Here is a 22,930-nt window from a genome sequence, read left to right as displayed (position 1 = left end):
GCGCTAGCGCACGTGCTTCCCGGCCAGCTCCCACAGCCGGTCCGCGATCCCGTCGTCGAGGTTGTCGCGGGCGACGCGCCACTCCCAGTTGCCGTCCAGCGTCCCGGGCTCGTTGAACCGCGACTCGCTGCCGAGCCCGAGGAGGTCCTGGACCGTCGTCACCGCGAGGATCGCGTCCGAGCCCCACACCTCGTCGATGATCGCCCACTCGGGCGGCTCCTCGGGGTCGCTCCCGACGTTGTACCGGAAGCAGTCGCGCTGCTTGGCGGGGAGGTCATCGAAGTAGCCGACCCAGGTGTCGGTGTCGTGTGTCGAGGTGTAGCCGACGACGCCCTCGCCGTAGTGCATCGGCTGGTACTCGTTCCCCTCCGCGCACCAGTCGGCGTACTGCGGGACGCGCATCCCCGGGAAGCCGAACTCGGCCATCAGCTCGTCCATCGCCGGCTCCTCGAAGCCGAGGTCCTCGGCGATGAACGGGGCCTCGCCCAGCTCGCGCTCGACCGCCTCGAACAACTCGCGACCCGGGCCGTCGCGCCACTCTCCGTCCGCGGGGTCGTCGCTGTCGGCGGGGATCGCCCAGTACTTCACGAAGCCGAGGAAGTGATCGAGCCGCGCCACGTCCGCGAGGTCGAACAGCCGACGAAACCGGTCGAGCCACCAGTCGTACCCGGACTCGGCGAGCCGCTCCCAGTCGTACAGCGGGTTCCCCCAGCGCTGGCCGGTGTCGCCCGCGTTCGGCGGGACGCCCGCGACCGCGGTCGGGCGGTTCCCCTCGTCGAGCCGGAACGCCTCCGGGCTCGCCCACACGTCCGCGGAGTCGAGCGCGACGTAGATCGGGACGTCGCCGACGATCGACACGCCCTCGTCGGCCGCGACCGCCCTCAGGTCGCGCCACTGCCGGTCGAACGTCCACTGGACGAACGCGCGGAACCGGACCTCCGCCGCGTGCTCCTCGCGCGCCTCGGCGAGCGCGTCCGGGTCGCGCGTCCGCAGCGGCGCGGGCCACTCCGTCCACACGTCCTCCGGCCGGGCGTCGGAGAGCGCCCGGAACAGCGCGTAGTCGCCGAGCCACGGCTCGCGCTCGCGGAACGCGTCGAGCGCCGCGCGGTCCTCCTCGGTCGCCCGCTCCTCGAAGCGCTCGAAGGCGGTCCGCAACAGCGGGAGCTTGTACTCCCGCACCGCGTCGTAGTCGACGCGCTCGGTCGGGAACTCGGGGACCGGACGCAGGTCCGCCTCGTCGAGCCAGCCGTCGTCGACGAGCCCCTCGGGGTCGACGAACAGCGGGTTACCGGCGAACGCAGACGGCGACTGGTACGGCGACTCCCCGGCCACGGAGAGCGTCGGCCCGATCGGACAGATCTGCCAGTGGTCGACGCCGGCGTCGCCGAGGAACGAGAGGAACTCGCGCGCGCCCTCGCCGAGGTCGCCGATCCCGTACGCCCCAGGCAGCGAGGTGACGTGACAGAAGACGGCGTCGGAACGGTCGAATCGCATACGGCTCCCTGCGCCCCCCACCGACTTCAAACGTTGCGTACGCCCCGACCGTGTTCGGGCGGGTCGGAGCGGTCCGGATCCCGGTCACGGGACCAGCCGAGCTGGTCCGCGTGGCCGGCTACTCTTCGACGACCGGCACCACCGCCACCTCGTCGACGCGGATCCGCCCGGTCCCGTCGGCGTCCTGGACGACGCACCGCTCGTCGGTGACCAGGTCGCGCTCGCCGTGGTCGGCCTCGACCGCGACGCTCGCCTCCGCCGGCGCGAAGTTGAGGACGACGACGAGCGTCTCGTCGCCGTCGCGCCGGCGGAACGCCACCACGTCGTCGGGGTGGACGTCGCCGCTCGCGACGATCGGCCGCTCCGAGAGGTCACCGCTCGCGACGTGGTAGTCGACGCGGGAGACGTCGCCGGCCGGCCCGAGCGCCGGGTGGTCCCGCCGGGTCGCGAGGAGGTCCTCGTACCGATCGCGGACGTCTTCGCGGGCGTCGTCCCACGCGATCGCGTCCCGGCGGCCGCGCTGGCCGATCTCCTGGCCGGCGTACACCATCGGCACGCCCGGCAGGGTCATGATCGCCGCGCCCGCGGCGGCCGCGGCGGCGTCGCCGCACTCAACGCGGTAGCGCGTCTCGTCGTGGTTCTCGATGTACTGGAGGAACTCGGCGTGGTCCGGGAACCCGATCTCGGCGCGCTGGTCGATCGCGTCGAGGACGCTCGCCGCGGGCTCCGCGCCGCGACCGACCTGCCGGAGCTGGAAGTACAGCGTCGCGTCGAAGTGGACATCGAACATCCCCTCGTGGAAGCCGGGGATGTACGGGATCGTCTCGTCCATCAGGAGGAACTCGCGGTCGATGTCCTTCACGCGGTCGCGCAGCTCGCGCCAGAACGAGTCCGGCACTGCCCACGCCATGTCACAGCGGAACCCGTCGACCAGTGGCGCCCACTCGTCCACCACGTCCAGCAGGAACCGCCGCACGTCGAGGTTCGCATGGTTCAGGTTCGCGATGAGCTCCCAGTCGAAGTACGTGCCCGGCTCGCCCGACTCCTGCCACTCGTAGCGGTCGCGGTACGGGGAGTCGGGGTTCTGATACGCGTCGCGGAACCACTCGTGGTCGCGCGCGGTGTGGTTGGCGACGAAGTCGAACAGCACGCGCATCCCGTGGTCGTGGGCGGTCTCGACGAGCGCCTCGAAGTCGGCGCGGTCGCCGAGGTCGTCGGCGGTGTCAAAGAAGTCGACGATGTTGTAGCCGTGCGGCTTCCCGTCGTGGCCGAGCACCGGGGTGAGCCACAGCGTGTCGACGCCGAGCTCCGCGATCTGGGGGATCCGCTCCGCGATCGCGTCGAACGCCGCGCCCTCGTCGGCGTCCGCGAAGGTCCGGACGAATATCTCGTAGACGGAGGCGTCCCGCGTCCACGCCGGCGGCTCGTTGAGCCGCACCGTCTCGAAGTCGGGCGCGCCCGGCGTCAGCGCGGCCTCGCCGCCGTCATCGTCGGCCGCGGACTGGCCGCGCTCGATGGCGGCCGCGTCGGCGACGCTCACGCGCGGGTCGCCGTCCGGGTCGTGCGCGACCGCGACGGCGTGAACGCGGAGGCGCTTCGGCACCGCGTCGAGCGGCACGCGGAGCTCGCCCCCGTCGTCGCTCACGCGCAGCGCGTCCCGCGGGTTGGTTCGCCCCGTCTCGACGGCGGTCGCGACGTCGCGGTCGTCGACGACGAACGTCACCGAGAGGTCGTCGGCGTCGAGCGCGGACTCCGGGTTCGGCGTCGCGACCGCGGTGAACACCGCCACCCCGGCGCTCTCGCTCCCCGAATCGGCTCCCTCCTCGAACGCGATGGTCGCGTCCAGTTCGACCCGCGGTTGACTCACGCCCTCGTGGCGCTCCCGCGCTGCGTAGTCGATCGGCGCGTCGTCCGCGTCGCGGTCGCGTATCGCGGTCCCGCTCCCGCTGGAGACGTCGACGCCCTCGTAGCTCGCGGGGAACGCGCGGACCGTGAGCAGGTGGTCGCCGTCGGGGGCGTCGAGCCCGAGGAGGTACCGCCCCGGCACGTCGGGCGTGAACTCGGTCACGGCGTCGTCGCCGACGGTCGCCTCGCTGCCGGGCGGGGCGTCGGCGACGCGCCAATCGTAGGTCGCGTCCGGGTTTGGGTCGCGCGGCGCCAGTTCCGTGCGTTCGCCGGTCGCGAGGAAGCGCGGGGGTCCGGGGTGGTACATGTGACGCACATCGACGCCCGGGGCCTTCGGTGTTGCTCTTGTTTCGGTGACATCGCCCCCGCGTAGCGCCCGCTCTCATACCGGCCGCGGTCGTCAAGGCTTTTACTCCGGCAGTCGCAGAGCGCGTATGCGATTGCGTACCGCCCTTACCGAGCACGAACGTCGGCGCGGGGAGCGCTACCCGGCGGAACACTCGATGACCGCCGGCGCGTTCACCGGCGACGACGGCCGGCTGGTCCACGTGGGGCCGGACGGGACCGTCCACGACTGTTCGTACTCCCTCTCCGAAGTCGGCGGCGCGGACCGGCTCCGGATGGGGATCACCGCCGGGCGCGGCGTCCGCTGGTTCGACGACCTCGAGACGACCCGCCAGCACTACGACGGCGACACTCCGCTCGTCGAGACCGAGTACGACGCCGGCCGCTACACCATCCACCAGTTCGACCTCGTCGTGAGCGACACCCACCTCACCCACGTCGAGCTCCGCGGCTCGCCGCCCGCCGACGCGGAGATCGTGGCCGCCTACGCGTTCTCGCCCGACATGGTGGAGGGCCGCGTCGGCAACATGGTCCACGACGGGGCCGGCCCCGACGACGGCGCCGTCGTCGAGGTGTACCACCGGTCCGAACACGACTTCCTCACCGCCTCGACCGGCCTCTCGAACGCGCACGGCCAGCGGCTGCGGACGATCCCCGAGCTGCTCGGCGAGGAGGACGACGGCTTCCCGCACCGCGGCGAGATCGACCGCCGCGAGGACTCGCGGCTCACTCCGGACGTCGTCGTCCGCGCCCCCTTCGAGCGCGACGGCCGCACGGAGCGCGTCACGCTCGCCGGCCGCGCCGTCGTCGACCGCCGGGCGGCCCGCGACACCGGCGACGACGCGAAGGACGCCCTCACCGATGGAATCGACCGCCAGCGCCGGATCGAGACGGTGTCGAACATCGCCACCGCGTACCCTGACGCCGACGACCTCCGCGAGGCCGCGGACGGGCGGGGGCCGGACGTCCCGGCCGACGCCCCGCGCCGGTCGGTGATCGCGAGCGACCTCCGCGCGCTCGACCTGCTCACCGCAGAGTCCGGGGGCCGGATCGCCGCCCCCGAGTTCGACCCGTTCTACTCCACCTCCGGCGGCTACGGCTACACGTGGTTCCGAGACGAGGCGACCGTCTCGACCGCGCTGCTCGACGCGAGCGACGAGCTCGGCCTCGACGCCGACGAGGAGCTGCTCGCGGCCGCGAGCTTCTTCTGCCGGACGCAGGACGCCGACGGCTCGTGGCCCCACCGCGTGTGGGCCGACTCCGGGAAGGTCGCGCCCGGCTGGGCGAACGCCCGGATCGAGGGCGCGAACGCGACCCCCGGGCCGAACGACCAGCTCGACCAACCGGCGACGGTCGTCGCCTTCCTCGCCAGCCTGCGGCGCGAGGCCGACCTCCCTGAGGAGTGGCGCGACCGGATCGACGAGACGATCGCCGACGCCGTCGACTTCCTGGTGGAGACGACCGAGGACGACGGACTCCCGCGCCGCTGTCAGAACTGCTGGGAAAACGCGCTCGGCCGCTTCACCCACACCGGCGCGGAGTACCTCCGTGCGTTCGCCGCCGTGGCGCGCGCGCCGGTCGACGAGTCGCTCCGGGCCGAGGCGGCAGCCGCCGCCGACGCCACGCTCTCGGGGCTTGACGACCGCTGGAACCCGGAGACGGAGCGGTTCCTCCAGCGCGCCAGCGAGGAGAGCCAGGACGACCGCGCCGACGCGAGCACCTTCGCGCTCGCGACGGCGACCGCCGAGTACGCGGCTCTGCTCGACGACGGGGTCGGTTCCGACGACGCCGACGCCGCCGCCACCGACGGCTCCGGCTCCGCCGGCGTCGACGCCGTCGCGGCGAGCGAGTTCGACCGCTTCCTCGACCGTGTCAACACCCACGTCCGGCAGTCGATTGAGGCCCTCCGGCGCGAGACGTCCGCAGTCGAGGGGCTCGTCAGGTTCGCCGGCGACGACTGGCGCACGGCCGAGCAGGGGGCCGCGAAGGTGTGGTCGATCGCGACCCTGTGGGGCGCGACCGCGGCGGCGACGCTCGCCGGCGTGGTCGAGGAGCGCGGCGGGGCGGCCGAGCCGCTGTTCGCCGACGCCCGCGACCTCTACGCGCTCTGCGAGCCAGACGGGTCCTTCGTCAACGAGGCGGGGCTGTTCGCGGAACAGGTGTTCGACGACGGCGATCTCGACAGCGCGACCCCCATCGCCTGGTCCCACGCGCTCCGGATCGACGCCACGGTGACGCTCGCGAGCCACGGCGAGCTCCCGGTCCCGCACGACCGCGAGACCGGTCCCGAGGCGGCGCCGCACTGGACGACCGGCCGGAAGTTCGGCGTCGGCACGCCAGCCGACTACGACGACGACGACCCCGTTCCGGTGTGGTTCACGCTCACCGAGGGGGCGCTCACCGAGGCGCGGTTCCCCCGGATCGACGTGATGAACGTCCGGACGGTCGACTTCCTCATCGCCGATCCCGACTCCGAGTACGCGATCCGGACCTTCGACGAGACGGGCCACGTCTCGACGACGGAGACGATCGAGCGGACGACGGAGCCCGCGGCCGACGACGCGCTCGCGTACGTCCAGACGATCCGCGAGACCGGCGACGGCCACGGCCACAACTGGACGCTCACCGTCGAGTACGCGGTCGACACCGACGGCACCGCGATCCTCGCCGACATCCGGTTCGAGGGGAGCCGCGAGTACGACGTGTACGCCCTCGCCGACGTGACCATCGCCAACGTCGGCACGAACGACCGCGCGGAGCGGATCGACGGCGACGGCGGGGCGCACCTGCTCGCGCGCAAGGACGACCCCAACCGCGACCCGGGCAAGCTCGTCGACGCCGAGGGCGAGACGTTCGACACCGCGCTCGCCCTGGCGAGCGGCGGCGGGTTCGACTGGGCGAGCGCGCTCCCGGCCGGCGGCGAGGCGACGGACGCGCTGTTCGGCGACGGCGAGCGCGTCGAAGAGTCGGCCGAGGCGACCGGCAACGTCCTCCTCGCCGGCCTCGTCGGCACCGGCGAGATCGTGATGGACACGGTCGCGCTCGGGTTCGCGGAGGAGTCGGACACTGCCGCCGCGCTCGGTGAGGCGGAGGGCGCGCTCGCGCGCGGCTTCGACGACGTCGCGGACGCGTACGCCGAGACGTGGCGCGCGTGGCTCGCGGACCGCGACCTCCCGGACTCGGTGGCCGGCGCGCCCGCCCTCGCGTCGCAGTACCGGTTCGCGCTGATGACGCTGGCTGCCGTCGAGGACAAGGCGCAGGACGGCGCGGGGATCGCGAGCCCCTCCGTCCCGTGGGGCGAGACCGAGTACGCCGCCGAGAACCGCGGGTACGGCTACAACTTCGTCTGGTCGCGCGACCTCTACCAGGTGTTCACGGCGCTGATCGAGATGGACGAACTCGAGCGCGGCGCGGACGCCCTGGCGTACCTCTACAACACCCAGCAGGATGACGACGGGTTCCTCCCGCAGAACACCTACATCGACGGCCGGACCCGGTGGGGCGGCGAGCAGATGGACAACATCGCGTTCCCCTCGGTGATGGCCTGGCAGCTGTACGAGCGCGGCGTGACGCTCGACGACGCCGGGTACACCTACGACCAGGTCAGCCGGTCGCTCGACTACATCGCCGCCAACGGCCCGGAGACCGCTCAGGAGCGCTGGGAGGAGGAGGCCGGATACTCGCCGTCGAGCATCGCGGCCGAGATCGCCGGGCTGGTCTGCGGCGCGGCGCTGGCGCTCGCGGAGGCCGACCGGCGCGAGGCGAGCGGCGCGACGGCCGCCGAGTCGCCCGACTCCCTCCGCGCCGACGCGCTCGCGTGGCTGGGGCTCGCGGACGACTGGACGGCGCGCGTCGAGGAGTGGACCGCCACCTCCACCGGGACGGACCGCCACGAGGAGACGCCGTACTACCTCCGGATTACGGCCGATGGTGACCCCGAGTCCGGACGGCCGCGGACCATCGCCAACGACGGGCCGACGTACGACGAGCGGGAGATCATCGACGGCGGGTTCCTCGAACTCGTCCGTCTGGGGATCAAGCCCGCCGACGACCCCATCGTCCGAAACTCCGTCTCCGTCGTGGACGACTCGATCCGGGTAGACACGCCCCACGGCGCCGCCTGGTACCGGTACGTCGGTGACGCGTACGGCGAGATCGCCGTCGGCGATCCCGGCGCGCCGTGGGCCGGCACCGGCGACGGCCGGGGCCGCCTTTGGCCCATCTTCACCGGCGAGCGCGGCGAGTACGAACTGCGCGCCCGCGCCGACGGCCCGGACGCGTTCGGCGGCACCAACGACGAGGCCCTAGAACCCGAGACCCTGCTGGAGACGCTGGCCGGGTTCGGCAACTCCGGGCTGATGCTCCCGGAGCAGGTGTGGGACCGCGAACACCCGACGAAGTACGGCTGGGAGTTCGGCGAGGGCACCGGGGGGGCGACCCCCCTCGCGTGGTCGATGGCCGGCTTCGTCCGGTTGGCACACGGCGTCGACGCGGGCGAACCCGTCGAAACGCCGACGGTCGTTCGCGACCGCTACGTTGAGCGCGACCGCCCCGCCGGCCCGGAGCTGGCCGCCACCGACGAGTTCGTTGAGGACTCGGTCGTCGTGGCCGGCGAGACCGACGCCGCGTGCGTGGCCGTCCACACCCGGGAGACGTCGCGACTCGTGACGCCCGACGCCGACGGCGCCTTCGAGGTCGAGCTCGACGCCGCGACCGACGCAGGGACCGTCGTGGTCGCTGCCGCGACGGACGAGGCGTTCGAGGCCGCCGGCACGTCGGTCGAGCGGATTCGGCTGTAGCTCTCTCCGACTGAAATCCCGGCGGCGTTCCTCGTGCTCGCGGAGATACGCCGCCTACCCGAGCGCGTTCACGTCGACGGTGCGTACTTCGCCGTCGACCTCGATCTCGACCGACGAGCGGACGCTATTGCGCACGGTCTCGCGCCACGCCTCGACGTTCGCGGCGTGGCGCTCGCGACGCGTCTCGAGGTCCGCGTCGGGGAGCTCGGCGGCCGTGTCGTCGACCTCCGGGTACTGGGGGACCTCCCCGACGAGGTCCCGGGGGTCGACGTAAAGCGGGCCGGGAGCATCGGCTGGCGAACCGCCGTTTCCGTCTCCGCCGGCGCCGCCGGCGTCGAGCGCGTGGAGGCGCGCCCGCATCCGCCCGGAGAACGGCGGCGTCGCGCGGAGCATGACCTCGCGATCGCTCCGGAGCGAGGCTTCGAGCGCGTTCGCCACGTCCTCGCGGTGGACCGCGATCGACCGGATCCGGTCGGGACCGGCCGGGTCGTCGGCCGACTCCTCAGTCATCGTTCGCCGCCCACTCGGCGTCCGAGAGCGTTCGCTGGACGGCCTCCTCGCCGACCGCGCCCGCGAGGTGTTCGAAGCCGGCGCGGACGCCGCGGTCGCCCGCGTTCGCGACCAGCCGCGAGACGATGAATTCCGGCGTGGACTTGCCGACCGTCTCGAACCGCGGCTGGTAGTCGACGCGAAGATCCAGATCGCTCGTTAGCCCCTCGGCGAAGATCCCGTCGATCCGCGCGGCTTCGGGCAGCGGACTCAGGTCCTCGGCGAGGTGCGTCACGTAGACGCCGAGCGCGCCGCGGTCGACAGTAAGCGTCACCAGCCCGTTCAATAGGTCGGCCGCGCGGCCCGGCTCGGTGATCGCCTCGAACTCGTCGACGAGCATGAGGGTGCGGCCGTCCGCGACGAGCGGCGGGACGACCGACTTCAGCGTCGACTCCAGCACGCCGGCGTTGAACGAGGCGTGTCGGCGGTGGAAGACGATCCGGTCGAACGTCCCGACCTCGGCCGCGTCAGCGGGCACGGGCAGCCCCATCGACGCGAGCAGCGCCACCGCGCAGAGCGTCTCCAAGAGCGTCGTCTTCCCGCCGGAGTTCGCCCCGGTGAGGACGCTCACGCGGTCGCCGGTCGGCGGGGCGTCCGCGCTCGCGACGCCCGACGCGTCAGCGAGCGAGTGCGAGCCGACGCCGTACGAGACCGGCTGGACGTCGCCGCCGAGGAACGGGTTCCGCGCGCCGCGCACGGCGATGCCGTCGTCGACGAGCGTCGGGCGGACGTGGTCGTTCTCCGCCGCGAACCGCCCGAGCGATAGCAGGAAGGCGGCCTCCGACACCGCCGCCGCAGCCCGGGCGACGGTGGTGTCGCCGCCGTCGTCCGCTCCCTCCTCGTCGCCGTCGTCGCCGCCGTTCGCGTCGTCCCCTCCCGGGGACTGGTCGCCCAGCCGCTCGCGGATGTCGGCGGCGACGGCGGCCTCCCGCTCGTCGACCGCCGCCTCGAGTTCGACGACGAGGTCCCGCAGCGTCCCGGAGACGAAGTCCGCGGCGTCGAGCGCCTCGTCGGGCGCGGCCGACCGGACCGTGGCCGGCTCGACGCCCGTCTCGCGGGCGACGTGGTCGATCGTCGCCGACTCCAGCGCCTCGAAGTCACGGAGGCTCCCGTCGCGGACGGACTCGAGCACGTCGAACGCGGAGTCCGCGAGGTCGCGAGCGACCGACAGCCGCTCGCGGAGCCGATCAAGCTCCGCGTCCGCGCCGGTCGCGATCTCGATGTCGTCGCCGTCGAGGCCGCCGGCCGGGTCGATCGACCCCCGAACGTCGGCGAGCGCGTCGGCCGCGTCGCGCAGTCGGTCGCCGTCCAGCGCGCCGATGTCGGCGAACGGCCCGTCGGTCAGCCCGGCCTCGCGGAGCGCGACCGCGGTCTCCACGGCGGCGAGATCGGACGCGTCCGCCTCGTCGTACGCGTCGAACGCGTCCGCGACCGCCTCCCGGTCTGCTTCGTCGAGGGCGGCCCACGCATCGCGGGCGGCGACGACCCGGTCTAATCGTACCTCGACGGCGTCGCGGTCGAGCAGCGGGGTCAACACCCGAATCCGGTCGGCCGCGTGCGCGGTCAGCGCCTCGCCCGCCGCGAGCGCGAGCAGGTCGTCGTACACCGACCGCGCGTCGCCCGTCGCGAGGACGTCCATCCCGGCCTCCCCGTTCGCCCGGCGGAGGATACGGGTCGCGCGGCCGCGGTGGAGCCCGGCGTCGACGAGCGCGCGGACGTCGGCCGCCTCGATCGCCTTGACCGCCCGCTCGGTCCCGAGGGCCTCGGTGAGCCGCTCGCTCGTCTTCGGGCCGATCCCCCAGTAGTCCTCCAGTCGCATACCCCGTGGTGTCGCCCCGGCGTCTTGGCGCTTTCGTCGCCCGCGCGGCGCCGTCGACCGCGCGACGCAGTGCGTCGATCTCGCCCCGTCGGTCTCCGCCACGACAGCGTTCATACCGCCTTGCCCCCTACCGATCGGCATGACAGCGGAGATCGCGGACGGCGTCTGGCGACTCGACTGCGGCGGAGTCAACGCGTACCTCGTCTTCGACGACGTGCCGACGCTCGTCGACGCCGGGAAGCCGTGGGACGAGGACGCGATCCGCGATGGTCTCGACGACGCCGGCGTCGCCCCCGCTGACGTCGGCCGCGTCCTCCTCACCCACTACGACCTCGACCACGTCGGGACGCTGGCTGCGCTGGCGCCGGAGCTTGACGTGCCGGCCCACGCCTACGGCTTCGACGCGACGCTGCTCCGGGGGGACCGGAAACCGCCCGTCCGAAACCACAAGGGGTTGATCCAGCGGCTCGGGGGGTTCGTCACCGACTTTCCCGACCTCGACGTCGTCGGCGTGCGCGACGGCGAGACCGTCGGCTCGTTCGCGGCGTACCACACGCCCGGCCACACGCCGGGCCACGTCGCGTTCGTCAGCGAGGAACTCGGCGTCGCGCTGCTCGGCGACTTGGTCTCGGAATCTGACGGCGAACTGAAGGAGTCCGGTTGGGTGATAAGCTACGACACGGGCGAGGTCGCCGCGAGCGTCCGGTCGCTCGCGGCACGCGCCCCCGCGTTCGACGTCGCCTGCGTCGGGCACGGCGACCCGCTCGCCTCGGGGGGCGACGAGGAGTTGCGCCGACTGGCGGCGACGCTCTGAACGCCGCCTAGCGGGACTGCCGGTAGATGAGGTTGCGCTGGATGTCGTTCGCGCCCTCGTAGATCACCGGGATGCGCACGTCGCGGTAGACGCGCGCGATCCGGCGGTCGGTGAAGTTCGACCGGCCGCCGTGGAGCTTCATGCCCATCTCGGCGCAGTCGGTGGCGACCTCCGTCGACTTCGTCTTCGCGAGGGCGGCCCAGTAGCCGGCGTCCTCACCGTTCGCGACCTTCTCGCAGGCGCGCCAGTTGAGCGCGCGCGCCGACTCGAACCCGAGCCGCATGTCGGAGATGGTGTGTTGAACGGCCTGGAAGTCGTCGATGGTGCGGCCGAACGCTTCGCGGTCGCTGATGAACGCCTCCGCCTCCTCGATGGCTGCGGCGGCGAGGCCGAGCCCGTGGCCCCCGACGATGACGCGGCCGTGGTTGAAGAAGTCGGCGAGGGCGTAGAACCCGCCGCCCTCGCTTCCGACGACGTTCTCCTCGGGGACGAAGCAGTTCTCGAAGACGATGTGGCCCTGCTTGGACGCGCGCATCCCCATCTTCTCGGGGATGTGCTCGGCCTCGTAGCCGTCGGAGTCCGTTTCGACGATGAACAGCGTGTAGTTCGAGTAGCGGTCGTCGCTCTCGCCGGTCTTGGCGTAGACGGTGAGCCAGTCGGCCTCGACCGCGTTGCCGACCCAGTACTTCTCGCCGGTGAGCTCGTAGCCGCCCTCGACCTTCTCGGCCTTCGTCGTCATCCCCGCGAGGTCGGAGCCGGTCTGCGGCTCCGACACCGCGAGCCCCGAGAGCTGCTCGTTCTCGGCCACCGGCCGAAGGTACTTCTCTTTCTGTTCCTCCGTGCCGTAGTCCTCGACCATCTCCGCGCCGAAGCTGGCGAGCTGGAGGGTGAGCGCGATGCCGGCGTCCGCGCGGTAGAACTCCTCGGCGATGGCCAGCACCTGCGCGAGGTCGAACCCCTTCCCACCGTACTCCTCGCCGATGTCCTGGGCGACGAGGCCGGCGTCCATCCCCGCCTCGAGCACTTCCCACGGGTACTCGCCGGTGTCGTAGTACGACTCGGCGTTCGGGGCGATGTACTCGTCGGCGAACTCGCGGGCCTCCTGTTTGATGTCTCGCGCGCGCTCCGGCACGATGCTGTCGTCGAGCAACTCCATACCGACTCTGCGGACCCCGCGGACAAAACGTTCGTGGAACAACGAAGAACTCCGTGAGTGTTTACGTATCGTCGCCCGCGTCCGTGCCGGCTCCCTCTGCGTCGCCGCCTTCGTCGTCGCCGGTTTCGCTGGCGTCTACGTCGTCGTCCTCCCTGTCGCCGTCGCCCTTCCGCTCTCCGTCCGCAGGGGCGGCGTCGCCGGCGTCCGCGTCGCTCTCGGCCCTGCCGGTCGCCGCGGCGTCGGCGTCCGACCTCGCCGCGACCTCGTCGGCGTCGGCGATGTCGACTTCGACCTCGCCGTCCGCCCCTGCGCCGTCCTCGGCCGATTCGTCTTCCGGGGCGTCGTCCGGCGGTTCGGCCGGGTCGGCCGGTTTGAACCCGGCCGTTTCGAGGTCCGCGTCGATCCCCTCGCGCGGGTCGGAGCCGCGCTCGCGGAGGACCTCCCGCGTCGCCTCCCTGTCGACCGTCCCGGAGACGGTGCGTGGGAGTTCCGTCGCGTACGCGACCGTCTTCGGGATTTTGAACCGAGCCAGCCGCTCGCGGGCGAAGTCGACGAACGCCGCCTCGTCGATGGGCGCGGGACCGACGCCGCCGGAGCCGACGACCGGCGCTGCGGACTCGCCGACCGATCCCGCTGCCTCGTCGGCCGAGCCCGGTTCCTCCGCCTTGTCGTTCGGTGAGTCGGTCTCCGCCGGTCCGGATTCCGGGACCGCGTCGCCACCGGCCGGCCCGATCGCCGCCGACGGGAGCCGGTCGCCGACGGCGACCAGCGCCGCGACGCGCTCGCCCCACACGTCGTCGTCGAGCCCGACTACGGCCACGTCCTCGACCTCGTCGTACTCCCGGAGCACGTCCGCGACCTCGCCCGGTTCGACGTTCTCGCCGCCGCTGATGATCCGGTCGTCGACGCGGTTGAGCACGTGGAGGTAGCCGTCCTCGTCGAAGCGCCCCACGTCGCCGGTGTGGAGGCCGTACGGACCGAAGTCCGATCGGTCGAGTTCCGAAGCGTCGATCCCGTTCAGGTCGATCGCGTCGGCCGAGGACGCGTCGTCACCACCGTCGGCGTCGGACGACCCGTCGCCACCGCCGTCCGCGTCCGTGTCGTCTGCGGCGAGGTATCCCGGCGTTATCGTCGGCCCGTCGACGACAACTTCGCCGGTCTCGCCCGGCGCCACGGGGTCGCCATCGTCGACGATGGTCACGTCGGTGCCGAACAGCGGGCGGCCGACAGTCCCGATCCGGCCCCGCGTCTGTCTGGGCGACGCCGTCGTGATCTGCGAGGCGGCCTCGGTCATGCCGTAGGTGGGGTAGACGGGGATCGAGTAGTCACGACACCGTTCCAGCAGCTCCGCGGGTGCGGGCGCGCCGCCGAGGAGCACCACCCGAAGCGAGTCCGACAGCGTCCCGCGGCGGTCGAGCATCCGCTTGAGCATGGTCGGCACGAGCGAGACGCCGGTCACGTCGTACGCGTCGATGTCGTCCGCCGTGCCGCCCGCGTTGAATCCCTCGCGCAGCACGAGGGTCGTCCCGTACAGCACCGAGCGATACACCGGGGCGAGCCCGCCCATGTGGTGGAGCGACAGCGACACCAGCCACCGGTCGTCGGCCTCGACGCCGAGGCGGAACGCCGAGGCGACCGCCGAACTGTACACGTTCCCCGCGGTCAGCGGGACGGGCTTGGGTTTGCCCGTCGTGCCCGACGTGAACAACACGCAGAGCGGGTCCTCGAACGACCACTCCGGCGGGTCGAGCGACGCCGGGTCGACGTCGTGGACGCCGGTCACGTCCCCGCTCGTCGGGTCGTCGACGGAGTAGACGGGCACATCCTCGACGCGCGACGCCGCCTCGGTCGCGGTCGACTCCGTCGGCTCCGCGCAGACGACGGCGTCGAGGTCCGTCCGGTCGATCCGCGCGGCGATCTCCCGCGCCGTCAGCTCCGTGCCGAGCGGCACGAACGTCGCGCCGATGCGCATCGTCGCGTGGACCAACCCGACGGTCCCCACGTACGGGGGCGTGAGCACGCCGATCCGGTCGCCCTCGCCGAGCCCGTGGGCCACGAGCCGCCCCGCCGTCTCGGCGACGAGGCGATCGAGGTCGGTGTAGCTCCACGACTCGCCGTCTTCGGCGCGGACGAGGGCGGTGCCGTCCGGCGACGAGACCACGCGGTGAGAGAGCCAGTCACGCATGGGTATTACCACCGTTCGCCGGGGACCGGCCGACTACTCATCTGTCGGCTGTCGCACGGTCAACACCGGTACGTCGGAGGTGCGGACGACGCGCTCCGTGACGCTCCCGAGCAGGTAGCGGTCGAGCCCCTTCCGGCCGTGGGTCCCCATCACGACCACGTCGATGTCGTGCTCGCCGACGTAGTCCCGGATCGACTGGTACGCGGTCCCGGACGTGACGCTGCCGACGCAGTCGACCCCGGCGTCCGCGGCGGCGTCGGCCACGCGCTCCGTCGCCTCCTCGCCCTCGGCTTCGAGCGCCTCGACGACGACCTCCGCGCCGGCCTCCAGCGCGGAGTACGCCGCGCCGTCGACCACGTAAAGCGCGTGGAGGCGGGCGTCGTACCGGTCGGCGAGGTCGATCGCGTGTTCGATCGCGGCCTCCGAGGCCGGGCCGCCGTCGGTTGGAACGAGGATCTCTGAGTACATTACACTCCCAGCTACAGCGGGTAGCGATTAAAAACCCGATCCAACGTCTCGGATCGCGGGACGGAACGAATCTCGGCGGCTCGGCCGCGGGGCCGTCTAGCGGAAGCCCATTGCTTCGATCTGCTCCTGATACCGGTTCCGGATGGTGACCTCGGTCACCTGCGCCACGTCCGCGACCTCGCGTTGGGTCTTCTTTTCGTTACAGAGCAGCGACGCCGCGTAGATGGCCGCGGCCGCGAATCCGGTGGGCGACTTCCCAGAGAGGAGCCCTTGCTCGGCGGAGACGTCGATGATCTCGGTCGCCTTCGACTGGACCTCCTCGGAGAGCTGGAGGGCCGACGCGAAGCGCGGAACGAACTGCTTGGGGTCGACCGGCTTCAGCTCCAGTCCGAGCTCCTGGGAGATGTACCGATACGTCCGGCCAATCTCCTTCTGCGGAACCCGCGACACGTCGGCGACCTCGTCGAGGCTACGGGGGATCCCCTCCTGTCGGCAGGCGGCGTACAGGGCGGCGGTGGAGACACCCTCGATGGACCGGCCGCGGATCAGGTCCTCGTTGAGCGCGCGTCGATAGATGACGGAGGCGACCTCCCGTACAGAGCGCGGCACGCCGAGCGCGCTCGCCATCCGATCGATCTCCGAGAGCGCGAACTGGAGGTTACGCTCGCCCGCGTCTTTGGTTCGGATCCGCTCCTGCCACTTGCGCAGGCGGTGCATCTGCGAGCGCTTCTCCGAGGAGAGCGAGCGACCGTAGGCGTCCTTGTCCTTCCAGTCGATGGTCGTCGTCAGCCCCTTGTCGTGCATCGTCTCCGTGATGGGCGCGCCGACGCGCGACTTCGACTGCCGTTCGTTGTGGTTGAACGCCCGCCACTCCGGCCCGCGGTCGATGTTTCGCTCGTCTAAGACGAGCCCGCAGTCCTCACAGACCAGCTCTTGATCGGCGTCGGTGACGATGTTCTCCGAGTCACACTCCGGACAGGAGACCGTCGATTCGTCCGTTTCCTGCTCCGTGTCTCGCTCCTGTTGCCGCTGGCGACTCGGACGTTCCATTAAAAGGTTTCTGGTCAGTCGTACATTTAACTCTTGTCCACGCTAATCAATAACCCTGACATAACTCCGGCTCACCGAGTTACGGTCCTGCGGCATGTAGGGGCACTCTGTCGCCGATCTGCCGATTTGATCGGCTCCTCGACGGCGGCCCCACGCGCGCTTGGCGGCAACGCCGCGACGCACAAAACGTGACCGCGGTTCGAGGTCGGAATCTGTCGGCCGAACCGACGGTTCCGCCCCCCGACACGTCCCGTAGCGGCCGCCGGGCGGGGTTCGGTCAATTTCGTGTCGGGTGCGGCTCGTCTCGCCCCCCAGATCTAAACCGTCGTTCGGCGCTACCCGGGCCTCGGCATCGGCCCACCAATGTATTACTACTAGACATCTATAAAGATTTTTGTATAACCTATACCAATAGGTGTGTATGAGCACGACCTCCTCGGCCGGCGTCGAACGCACGCTGCGCGGCTGTCGCCCCGCCGACGTCGACCCCGTTGTCGTCGACGCGTCGGACCTCGAAAGCACCGCTCCCAACCACCTGCGCGACATCAAGCAGGGGCTCGCGGCCCGCGGCTACCAGCCCGCGGCGGTCGCCGCCGAGGCGGAGTTCGACGGGGAGAGCACCCTCGAGCGACAGCGCGAGGCCGACCGCCTGCGCGCGCTCGTCCGCGCCGCGGCGTTCCTCGGGGCCGGCCGGATCGAGGTCAACGTCGACGGCGAGGCCTCCGACGAGGCCCGCACCGCGCTCGCGGCGCTCGCCGAGCGCGCCGACCGCGAGGGCGTCGAGTTCGTCCGCGTCGACGGCGCGGCCTGACCGATGGCGACGAAGCGGTCGCTCGCGACCAAGCTCGGCGTCGTCGCCGGCTTCGAGCGTCCCGACGCCGCCCTTGAGCAGTACCCGACGCCGCCGGAGCTGGCGGCTCACGTCGTCCACCTCGCGGACCTCCACGGCGACGTCGACGGCCGGACCGTGGTCGACCTCGGGACCGGCACCGGGATGCTCGCGCTGGCCGCCGCGCTGCGCGGCCCCGCCCGCGTCGTCGGCCTCGAACTCGACGCCGACGCGCTGGCGACCGCCGGGGCCAACGAGCGCCGCGTCGCCGCCAGCGCGCCGGTCCACTGGGTACGCGGTGACGCGACGCGCTCGCCGCTCGCCGTCGCGGAGCCGGCGACCGTCGTGATGAACCCGCCGTTCGGCGCGCAAGACGGCAACCGGAACGCGGACCGCGCGTTCCTCGACGCCGCGAGCGATATCTCCGATGTCTCCTACTCCATCCACAACGACGGCAGCCGGGAGTTCGTCGAGGCGTTCGCCGCCGACGAGGGCGGCGAGGTCACCCACGCGTTCGCGGCCGAGTTCCGCGTGGACGCGCAGTTCGACCACCACACCGAGGACGCGCGCGACATCGACACCGAAGTGTATCGGATCGAGTGGACCTGAGCCCCGCCGACTCCACTCTCCGCCGCGACTCCGCCCACTCCGCTTACTGTCTGCCTTCGTAGCGTTCGCGGTACGCGACTCTCACCCTCGTTTCGCCGCGCTCCGCGAACACGGCGCCCTCCTCTCGCAGGAGCGTGATCCCGCGGACCGTCACCGACTCGTTCGCCGCCGGGAGCGGCGCCGTGACGTTGTTACCGCTCCCGCCGACCACGGACAGTTCGAATCCGTCGGGCGTGGCCGCGACGACGACGCTGCGGCCGTCGATTCGCGGCTCGGCCCGCGCCGGGTCGCTGGTGAACAGCGTCCGCCGTGTCTCGTTGCGGACCGCGTCCACGCGGTACGTCGGGCCGCCGTTCACGGCGACCCAGCCGACCCGCTGGACCCAGACGGTCTCCCGCCAGCCGGTCCCGCCCACGTCGACCGCGCGGTACCCCCAGAACGCGAGGTTCCCCTTCGAGACCGCCGTCGTCCATATCTCCCGGTCGGGGTTGCTGACGATCACCCCCGAGGTGTTGACCGACGTGGAGCGCCCGAACGCCTCCACGTCGACCACGCTCACGAGCCGGTCCTCCACGTTCTCGGCGTAGGTCACCTGATACCCCTCCACCTCTATCGGGTCGCCCGGGAGGTCGCTGTCGTCGACGGCGACGAGGTTCGGCACGATACCCGGTCCGGCGACGGCCGCCAGCGCCGCGACGAGCAGGAGCGTCCCGACCGCCGCCGGCGTCGCGGACCGGATCCCGCCCCTGATCGTCTCGGGCTCCGGGACCGCTCGGCTCGGCCAGATCGGTTCGTCCCGCGAGACGGCGGCGACGGCGACGATGGCGGCCAGCAGGGCGAGCAGGCCGACCCCGACCGCGCGGTACAGCTCGTACCGCTCGTTCCCGAGGTACCAGTACACCGCCCACAGCCGGCGCGAGGCACCGAACAGCAGCAGCGCGCCGAACACGACAATCGCGGACCGCTCGGTCGGGCTCGCGACGGACCCGACTTCGTCCGCACTCGCGAGCGGGTGGTTGCTCCAGCGTCCCGCGCCCCCGGCTCCGTCGCTACCCTCCTCACTCCGCGCCCGGGCGCGACGCCGGAAGAGGAGGACGGCGACCAGCGCGCCGCCGATGAGCCCGAGCGCGTGCCCCTGGATCGCAACGTTCGCCCATCCCGGGACGCCGTAGGATGGAGAGGCCTCCGCGAACGCCACCGGCACCCGGACGGCGTCGTACAGGACGCCGACGAGCGTCGTCCCCGCCATGGCGACGAGTGCGGCGACCGGTCGCGAGACGAGCGCGAACCCCCAGTACGCGAACACCACGAGCGAGAAGCCGACCACCGGTCCCAACGCGAACAGCGCCGAGGCGAGGCCGAACGCGACCGCGGCGCCCGGGACGATCAGGAACGCCCGGACGTAGGGGTTCGCACCCGGCGACTCGACCGCGGCGATTCGGCTCGGAAGGTGGGTGACCCCCTCTGGGAGTCGCCGAAGACGAGCCGTGAGACGCCGCAGACGGACGGAGAACCCGTCCCCGTCGTCGACCTCGCGCCCTTCAGGGAAGTGGCCGTATGCGTACTCGGCGAGGCCGCCCGCGACGAGCGCGGAGAGGAGGTTCCCCGTGACGTGCCCGCGGCTCGCGTGGGCGAAGCTGGACCAGACGATCCCCTGCGGGTAGAAGTACGACCACGACCGGAACGGGATCACGACCGGGCGGTTCGGGTCGTCGATCCCCGACTGGACGAACAGGTACACCCCGATCACGCCGGCGATCACGAGGAGCGTCCCCCAGGGGACGCCCCAGAGGAGCCGCGCGCGGAGCGCCCGCATCCAGCCGCCCCCCTGGCGGTCCGCGAGGTACACCGCGGCGAGCGCGACGACGACGCCGACGCCACCGGCGGCGAGGTGGACGGCGTCCGACGTCAGCGCCTCCGCGACCATATCACACCGGACGGGACCGCGCGCACATCAATACGTGGGTTGAGAGTCCCACCGCGTCGAGGGGATGGCCGCTCGGTGTCAGATCTTGTTTTCCGCGTCGTCGGCGAGCTCCTCCATCCGCTTGCCGACGCGGCCGGCGGGCGAGAACTCGTCTTCGCTCATCGCGTTCGCCAGCGCGTTGCCGAGGACGAACACCGCGTGTTTGTGTTCGCTCTTCGACTTGTGGACGTGGGAGGGGTCGACGTCCAGCTCGTCGTACGGATCGAACAGCGTCCCGTCGACGGTCTCCTGCGCGCGGAAGTGCTCCATGATCGTCACCATCTGTTCGTGGAGTTCGAGCAGCTCGTCCTTGTGCATACCCACGGATACGGGATGTAGAACCTATAAGGGTTGTTGAGGGCGGTACGCACGGATCCGCGGCCATGTCGGGCTCGACCCGGGAACTCACCGGTCAGAAGACGTACTCGTCTTCGTGGCCCATCATCCCCTCGTCCTCAAACCCGTTGGAGTCGTCGTCGTCTCGCGGGCCGCTCGTCTTGTACGCCTTGATGCCAGTCGATAGCAGCTCCTCGACCGCCTCCTCGCGGTTGAGGAACTCCCCCTCCTCGACCATCTGGGCGATCTGCATCTCCAGATGCTCCGGCACGGTTATTTTCACTCGGGGCATTTGCTGTCCGGGTCTTGTGGCATGGCGTATATAAAATTGGCGTCGCAAATCCGTGGATGTGAAAACTCGAAGCAACGACACAAAATTTCATTTTTGATCTCTCAAACGTATGTTACAATAACACGAATGGTCCCGACACAGTCGCGCCGATGGTGGGTCGATATCGGCCGAGCGGCGCTCGGTCGCGCGTGATCGGCCCACCGAGAGCGACATTCATACGTCGGTCCGGGCCGAACAACCGTCCATGAGCGAATCCGGCGTCGACGCGGCTGAGGACCTCACCGACCTCTACCGCGAGTACGGCGACGACCGACTCCCTCCGGGCCAGCGCGAGACCGACGGCTTCCCCGTCCTCTCGAAGAGCGGGACGCCCTCGTGGGACCCGGAGACGTTCGAACTCGAGGTGTGGGGCGCGGCCGAGGAGCCGCTCTCCCTCTCTCTCGAAGAGTTCCGCGACCTCCCGTCGGTCACCCAGCGACAGGACTTCCACTGCGTCACCGGCTGGAGCAAGCTCGACTGCGAGTTCACGGGCGTCTCGTTCGCCGACCTCGCCGAGCGCGCGGGCGTCCGCGCCGACGCGGAACACGTCATGTTCCACGCGCTCGACGGCTACACGACAGACCTCCCGCTCGACGAGTGTACGAAGCCGGGCGTACAGCTCACCTACGGTTACGACGGCGACGACCTCCCGGCCGACCACGGCGGCCCGATCCGCGTCGTCACGCCGCACAAGTACGCGTACAAGGGCGCGAAGTGGGTCTCGGGCGTCGAGTTCCTCACCGAGCCCGAGCTCGGTTACTGGGAGAAGCGGGGGTACAGCGACACGGCGAACCCCTGGAACGAGGAGCGCTACAGCTGACCGCCCTCCGCCCGCGGCTCGATTTTCCCCGCTCGCTCCGCCCCGATAGTCAGGATAAAGGGTCCCCGGCCCCGACTCGATACGTATGAAACGGGCGCGCTCTCGGTCCTCGCCGCCGCTGGTCAGCCGGACCACGGCGATCGACGAGCCAGCGTTCGCGGCGGCGTTCGACGCGCTCTCAGCCCCGCGCACGGTGTGGAGCGCGCCCGGCGACGCGCTGGTGATCGGCGGCGGCGCGGCGGCGACCCTGACCGCCGCCGGCGGCGACCGGTTCGCGTCGATCCGACGGGCGACGACGGAGCTGTTCGAGTCCGGCGACGTCCACGCGGGGACCGAGGCGGCGCGCCCCCGCGTCTTCGGCGGCTTCTCATTCCACGAGGGGGCCGCCGACGGCGAGCCGTGGGGGGCCTTCCCCGAGGCGCGGTTCGTCTTTCCCCGGGTCCAGCTGACGATCGCGGACAACGGCGCGTGGCTAACGGTCAACGCGGTCGGCCCGGACGCCGGCATCGACGCCGTCGAGGAGCGCCTCGCCCGCGAGGTCGACCGGTTCGCCGACCTCGCCGCCGCCGACGGTCGGAGCGCGCGGCCGCTCCGGCCGGGGATCCGCGAGAGCCGCCGGACGACGAGCCGCGAGGCGTGGCGCGACAGCGTCGGCGCCGCGGTCGGCAGGATCGCCGACGGCGACCTCCGGAAGGTGGTGTTGGCGCAGGCGCTGGAGGCGGACCTCGCGGCCGACTTCCCGCGGGCGGCCACCCTCGAACGCCTCGCGGAGAAGTACCCGGACTGCCACCGCTACTGGTTCGAGCCGGCCGACGGGGAGGGCGCGTTCTTCGGGGCCACCCCCGAGCGGCTCGTCTCGCTACGGGGGCGAACGGTCGAGACCGACGCGCTCGCCGGGACGACCGGCCGCGGCGAGACCCCGTCCGAGGACGAGTGGCTCGCGCAGGAGCTCCTCGACGACGAGAAGAACGTCCACGAACACGAGCTCGTCGCCGAGACGGTCCGCGACCAGCTGGAGCCGTTCGCGGCGTCCATCTCGGCGGGCGAGCGCCGCGTCCGGCGGCTCGCGACGGTCCAGCACCTCCACACGCCGATCACCGCTGAGCTCGACGCGGACCGCCACGTCCTCGAACTCGTCGAGGCGCTCCACCCGACACCCGCGGTCGGCGGGCTGCCCCCGGACCGCGCGCTGACGACGATCCGGGAGACGGAGCCGTTTGACCGCGGCTGGTACGCCGCGCCGGTGGGCTGGATCGACGCCGCGGGCAACGGGGCGTTCGCGGTCGCCATCCGCTCGGCGGTCGCGACCCCCCGGCGCGCGACGCTGTTCGCGGGCGTCGGCATCGTCTCCGACTCCGACCCCGACCGCGAGTGGGACGAGGTCCAGCTGAAGTACCGGCCGATCCTCGACGAACTGGAGCGGGACGGCGCGGGCGGGTCGGCCGACAGCTAGCG

17 protein-coding genes are annotated in these 22,930 nt (G+C 71.6%); 6 read left to right on the top strand and 11 right to left on the bottom strand.

The window, feature by feature from the left end; genetic code table 11:
• Window positions 1-3 precede the first annotated feature (3 nt).
• Both malQ and malA read right to left on the bottom strand, forming a co-directional pair.
• Window positions 4-1,494: a 4-alpha-glucanotransferase gene (gene malQ, locus ABNG04_RS17060; protein WP_371163565.1), complete on the bottom strand. Its 1,491-nt coding sequence runs from the start codon at window positions 1,492-1,494 to the stop codon at window positions 4-6.
• 118 nt (window positions 1,495-1,612) lie between these two features.
• Window positions 1,613-3,706, bottom strand: a complete 2,094-nt coding sequence (malA, locus tag ABNG04_RS17055) for an alpha-amylase MalA (protein WP_371163564.1) — start codon at window positions 3,704-3,706, stop codon at window positions 1,613-1,615.
• Window positions 3,707-3,833: 127 nt separating this feature from the next.
• Here malA and ABNG04_RS17050 point away from each other — a divergent pair, with 127 nt between their 5' ends.
• Window positions 3,834-8,543 carry a DUF7997 domain-containing protein gene (locus ABNG04_RS17050; RefSeq protein ID WP_371163563.1) on the top strand — a complete coding sequence of 1,570 codons (4,710 nt, stop codon included), beginning with the start codon at window positions 3,834-3,836 and terminating at the stop codon, window positions 8,541-8,543.
• Between the two features lie 54 nt (window positions 8,544-8,597).
• Here ABNG04_RS17050 and ABNG04_RS17045 read toward each other — a convergent pair whose 3' ends face one another.
• Window positions 8,598-9,053, bottom strand: coding sequence for a DUF8009 family protein (locus ABNG04_RS17045; RefSeq protein ID WP_371163562.1), 456 nt, complete (start codon window positions 9,051-9,053; stop codon window positions 8,598-8,600).
• Window positions 9,046-10,911, bottom strand: coding sequence for a MutS-related protein (locus tag ABNG04_RS17040; protein WP_371163561.1), 1,866 nt, complete (start codon window positions 10,909-10,911; stop codon window positions 9,046-9,048). Before ABNG04_RS17040 ends, ABNG04_RS17045 begins: the two co-directional genes overlap by 8 nt.
• A 139-nt stretch (window positions 10,912-11,050) precedes the next feature.
• On the opposite strand from ABNG04_RS17040, the gene ABNG04_RS17035 reads away from it, so the two are divergent.
• Window positions 11,051-11,725, top strand: a complete 675-nt coding sequence (locus ABNG04_RS17035) for an MBL fold metallo-hydrolase (RefSeq protein ID WP_371163560.1) — start codon at window positions 11,051-11,053, stop codon at window positions 11,723-11,725.
• Between the two features lie 7 nt (window positions 11,726-11,732).
• Here ABNG04_RS17035 and ABNG04_RS17030 read toward each other — a convergent pair whose 3' ends face one another.
• From ABNG04_RS17030 to ABNG04_RS17015, 4 genes are all read right to left on the bottom strand, one after another.
• Entirely contained in the window at window positions 11,733-12,881 is a 1,149-nt protein-coding gene (locus ABNG04_RS17030; protein WP_371163559.1) for an acyl-CoA dehydrogenase family protein, read from the bottom strand.
• A gap of 61 nt (window positions 12,882-12,942) precedes the next feature.
• Window positions 12,943-15,066: an AMP-binding protein gene (locus ABNG04_RS17025; protein WP_371163558.1), complete on the bottom strand. Its 2,124-nt coding sequence runs from the start codon at window positions 15,064-15,066 to the stop codon at window positions 12,943-12,945.
• A gap of 33 nt (window positions 15,067-15,099) precedes the next feature.
• The gene (locus ABNG04_RS17020; protein ID WP_371163557.1) at window positions 15,100-15,534 is read right to left on the bottom strand and encodes a universal stress protein; all 435 of its coding nucleotides are present in this window, start codon (window positions 15,532-15,534) and stop codon (window positions 15,100-15,102) included.
• A 96-nt stretch (window positions 15,535-15,630) separates the two neighbouring features.
• Window positions 15,631-16,584, bottom strand: coding sequence for a transcription initiation factor IIB (locus tag ABNG04_RS17015; RefSeq protein WP_006113981.1), 954 nt, complete (start codon window positions 16,582-16,584; stop codon window positions 15,631-15,633).
• 421 nt (window positions 16,585-17,005) lie between these two features.
• Here ABNG04_RS17015 and ABNG04_RS17010 point away from each other — a divergent pair, with 421 nt between their 5' ends.
• Together ABNG04_RS17010 and ABNG04_RS17005 are read left to right on the top strand one after the other, a co-directional pair.
• Window positions 17,006-17,395, top strand: coding sequence for a DUF7961 family protein (locus ABNG04_RS17010; RefSeq protein ID WP_371163556.1), 390 nt, complete (start codon window positions 17,006-17,008; stop codon window positions 17,393-17,395).
• Window positions 17,396-17,398: 3 nt separating this feature from the next.
• Window positions 17,399-18,022 carry an METTL5 family protein gene (locus ABNG04_RS17005; RefSeq protein ID WP_371163555.1) on the top strand — a complete coding sequence of 208 codons (624 nt, stop codon included), beginning with the start codon at window positions 17,399-17,401 and terminating at the stop codon, window positions 18,020-18,022.
• 43 nt (window positions 18,023-18,065) lie between these two features.
• Here the strand turns inward: ABNG04_RS17005 and ABNG04_RS17000 are convergent, their stop codons facing one another.
• The 3 genes from ABNG04_RS17000 to ABNG04_RS16990 form a co-directional block, all read right to left on the bottom strand.
• Entirely contained in the window at window positions 18,066-19,949 is a 1,884-nt protein-coding gene (locus tag ABNG04_RS17000) for a rhomboid family intramembrane serine protease (RefSeq protein ID WP_371163554.1), read from the bottom strand.
• A gap of 78 nt (window positions 19,950-20,027) precedes the next feature.
• Window positions 20,028-20,306, bottom strand: coding sequence for a UPF0058 family protein (locus ABNG04_RS16995; protein WP_297889322.1), 279 nt, complete (start codon window positions 20,304-20,306; stop codon window positions 20,028-20,030).
• A gap of 94 nt (window positions 20,307-20,400) precedes the next feature.
• Window positions 20,401-20,616: a ribbon-helix-helix domain-containing protein gene (locus ABNG04_RS16990; RefSeq protein ID WP_004598554.1), complete on the bottom strand. Its 216-nt coding sequence runs from the start codon at window positions 20,614-20,616 to the stop codon at window positions 20,401-20,403.
• Between the two features lie 244 nt (window positions 20,617-20,860).
• Between ABNG04_RS16990 and ABNG04_RS16985 the strand changes: the two genes are divergently transcribed.
• Complete coding sequence (locus ABNG04_RS16985; protein WP_371163553.1) at window positions 20,861-21,475, top strand: sulfite oxidase-like oxidoreductase; 615 nt, start codon at window positions 20,861-20,863, stop codon at window positions 21,473-21,475.
• An 85-nt stretch (window positions 21,476-21,560) separates the two neighbouring features.
• Window positions 21,561-22,928, top strand: coding sequence for an isochorismate synthase (locus ABNG04_RS16980; RefSeq protein WP_371163552.1), 1,368 nt, complete (start codon window positions 21,561-21,563; stop codon window positions 22,926-22,928).
• Window positions 22,929-22,930 lie beyond the last annotated feature (2 nt).

Origin of the sequence: Halorubrum miltondacostae, from assembly GCF_041379815.1 — an archaeon.
Taxonomy (GTDB): Archaea; Halobacteriota; Halobacteria; order Halobacteriales; family Haloferacaceae; genus Halorubrum; species Halorubrum miltondacostae.
Note: the sequence above shows the minus strand (reverse complement) of the source record. Positions and strands in the feature narration are given on the sequence as shown.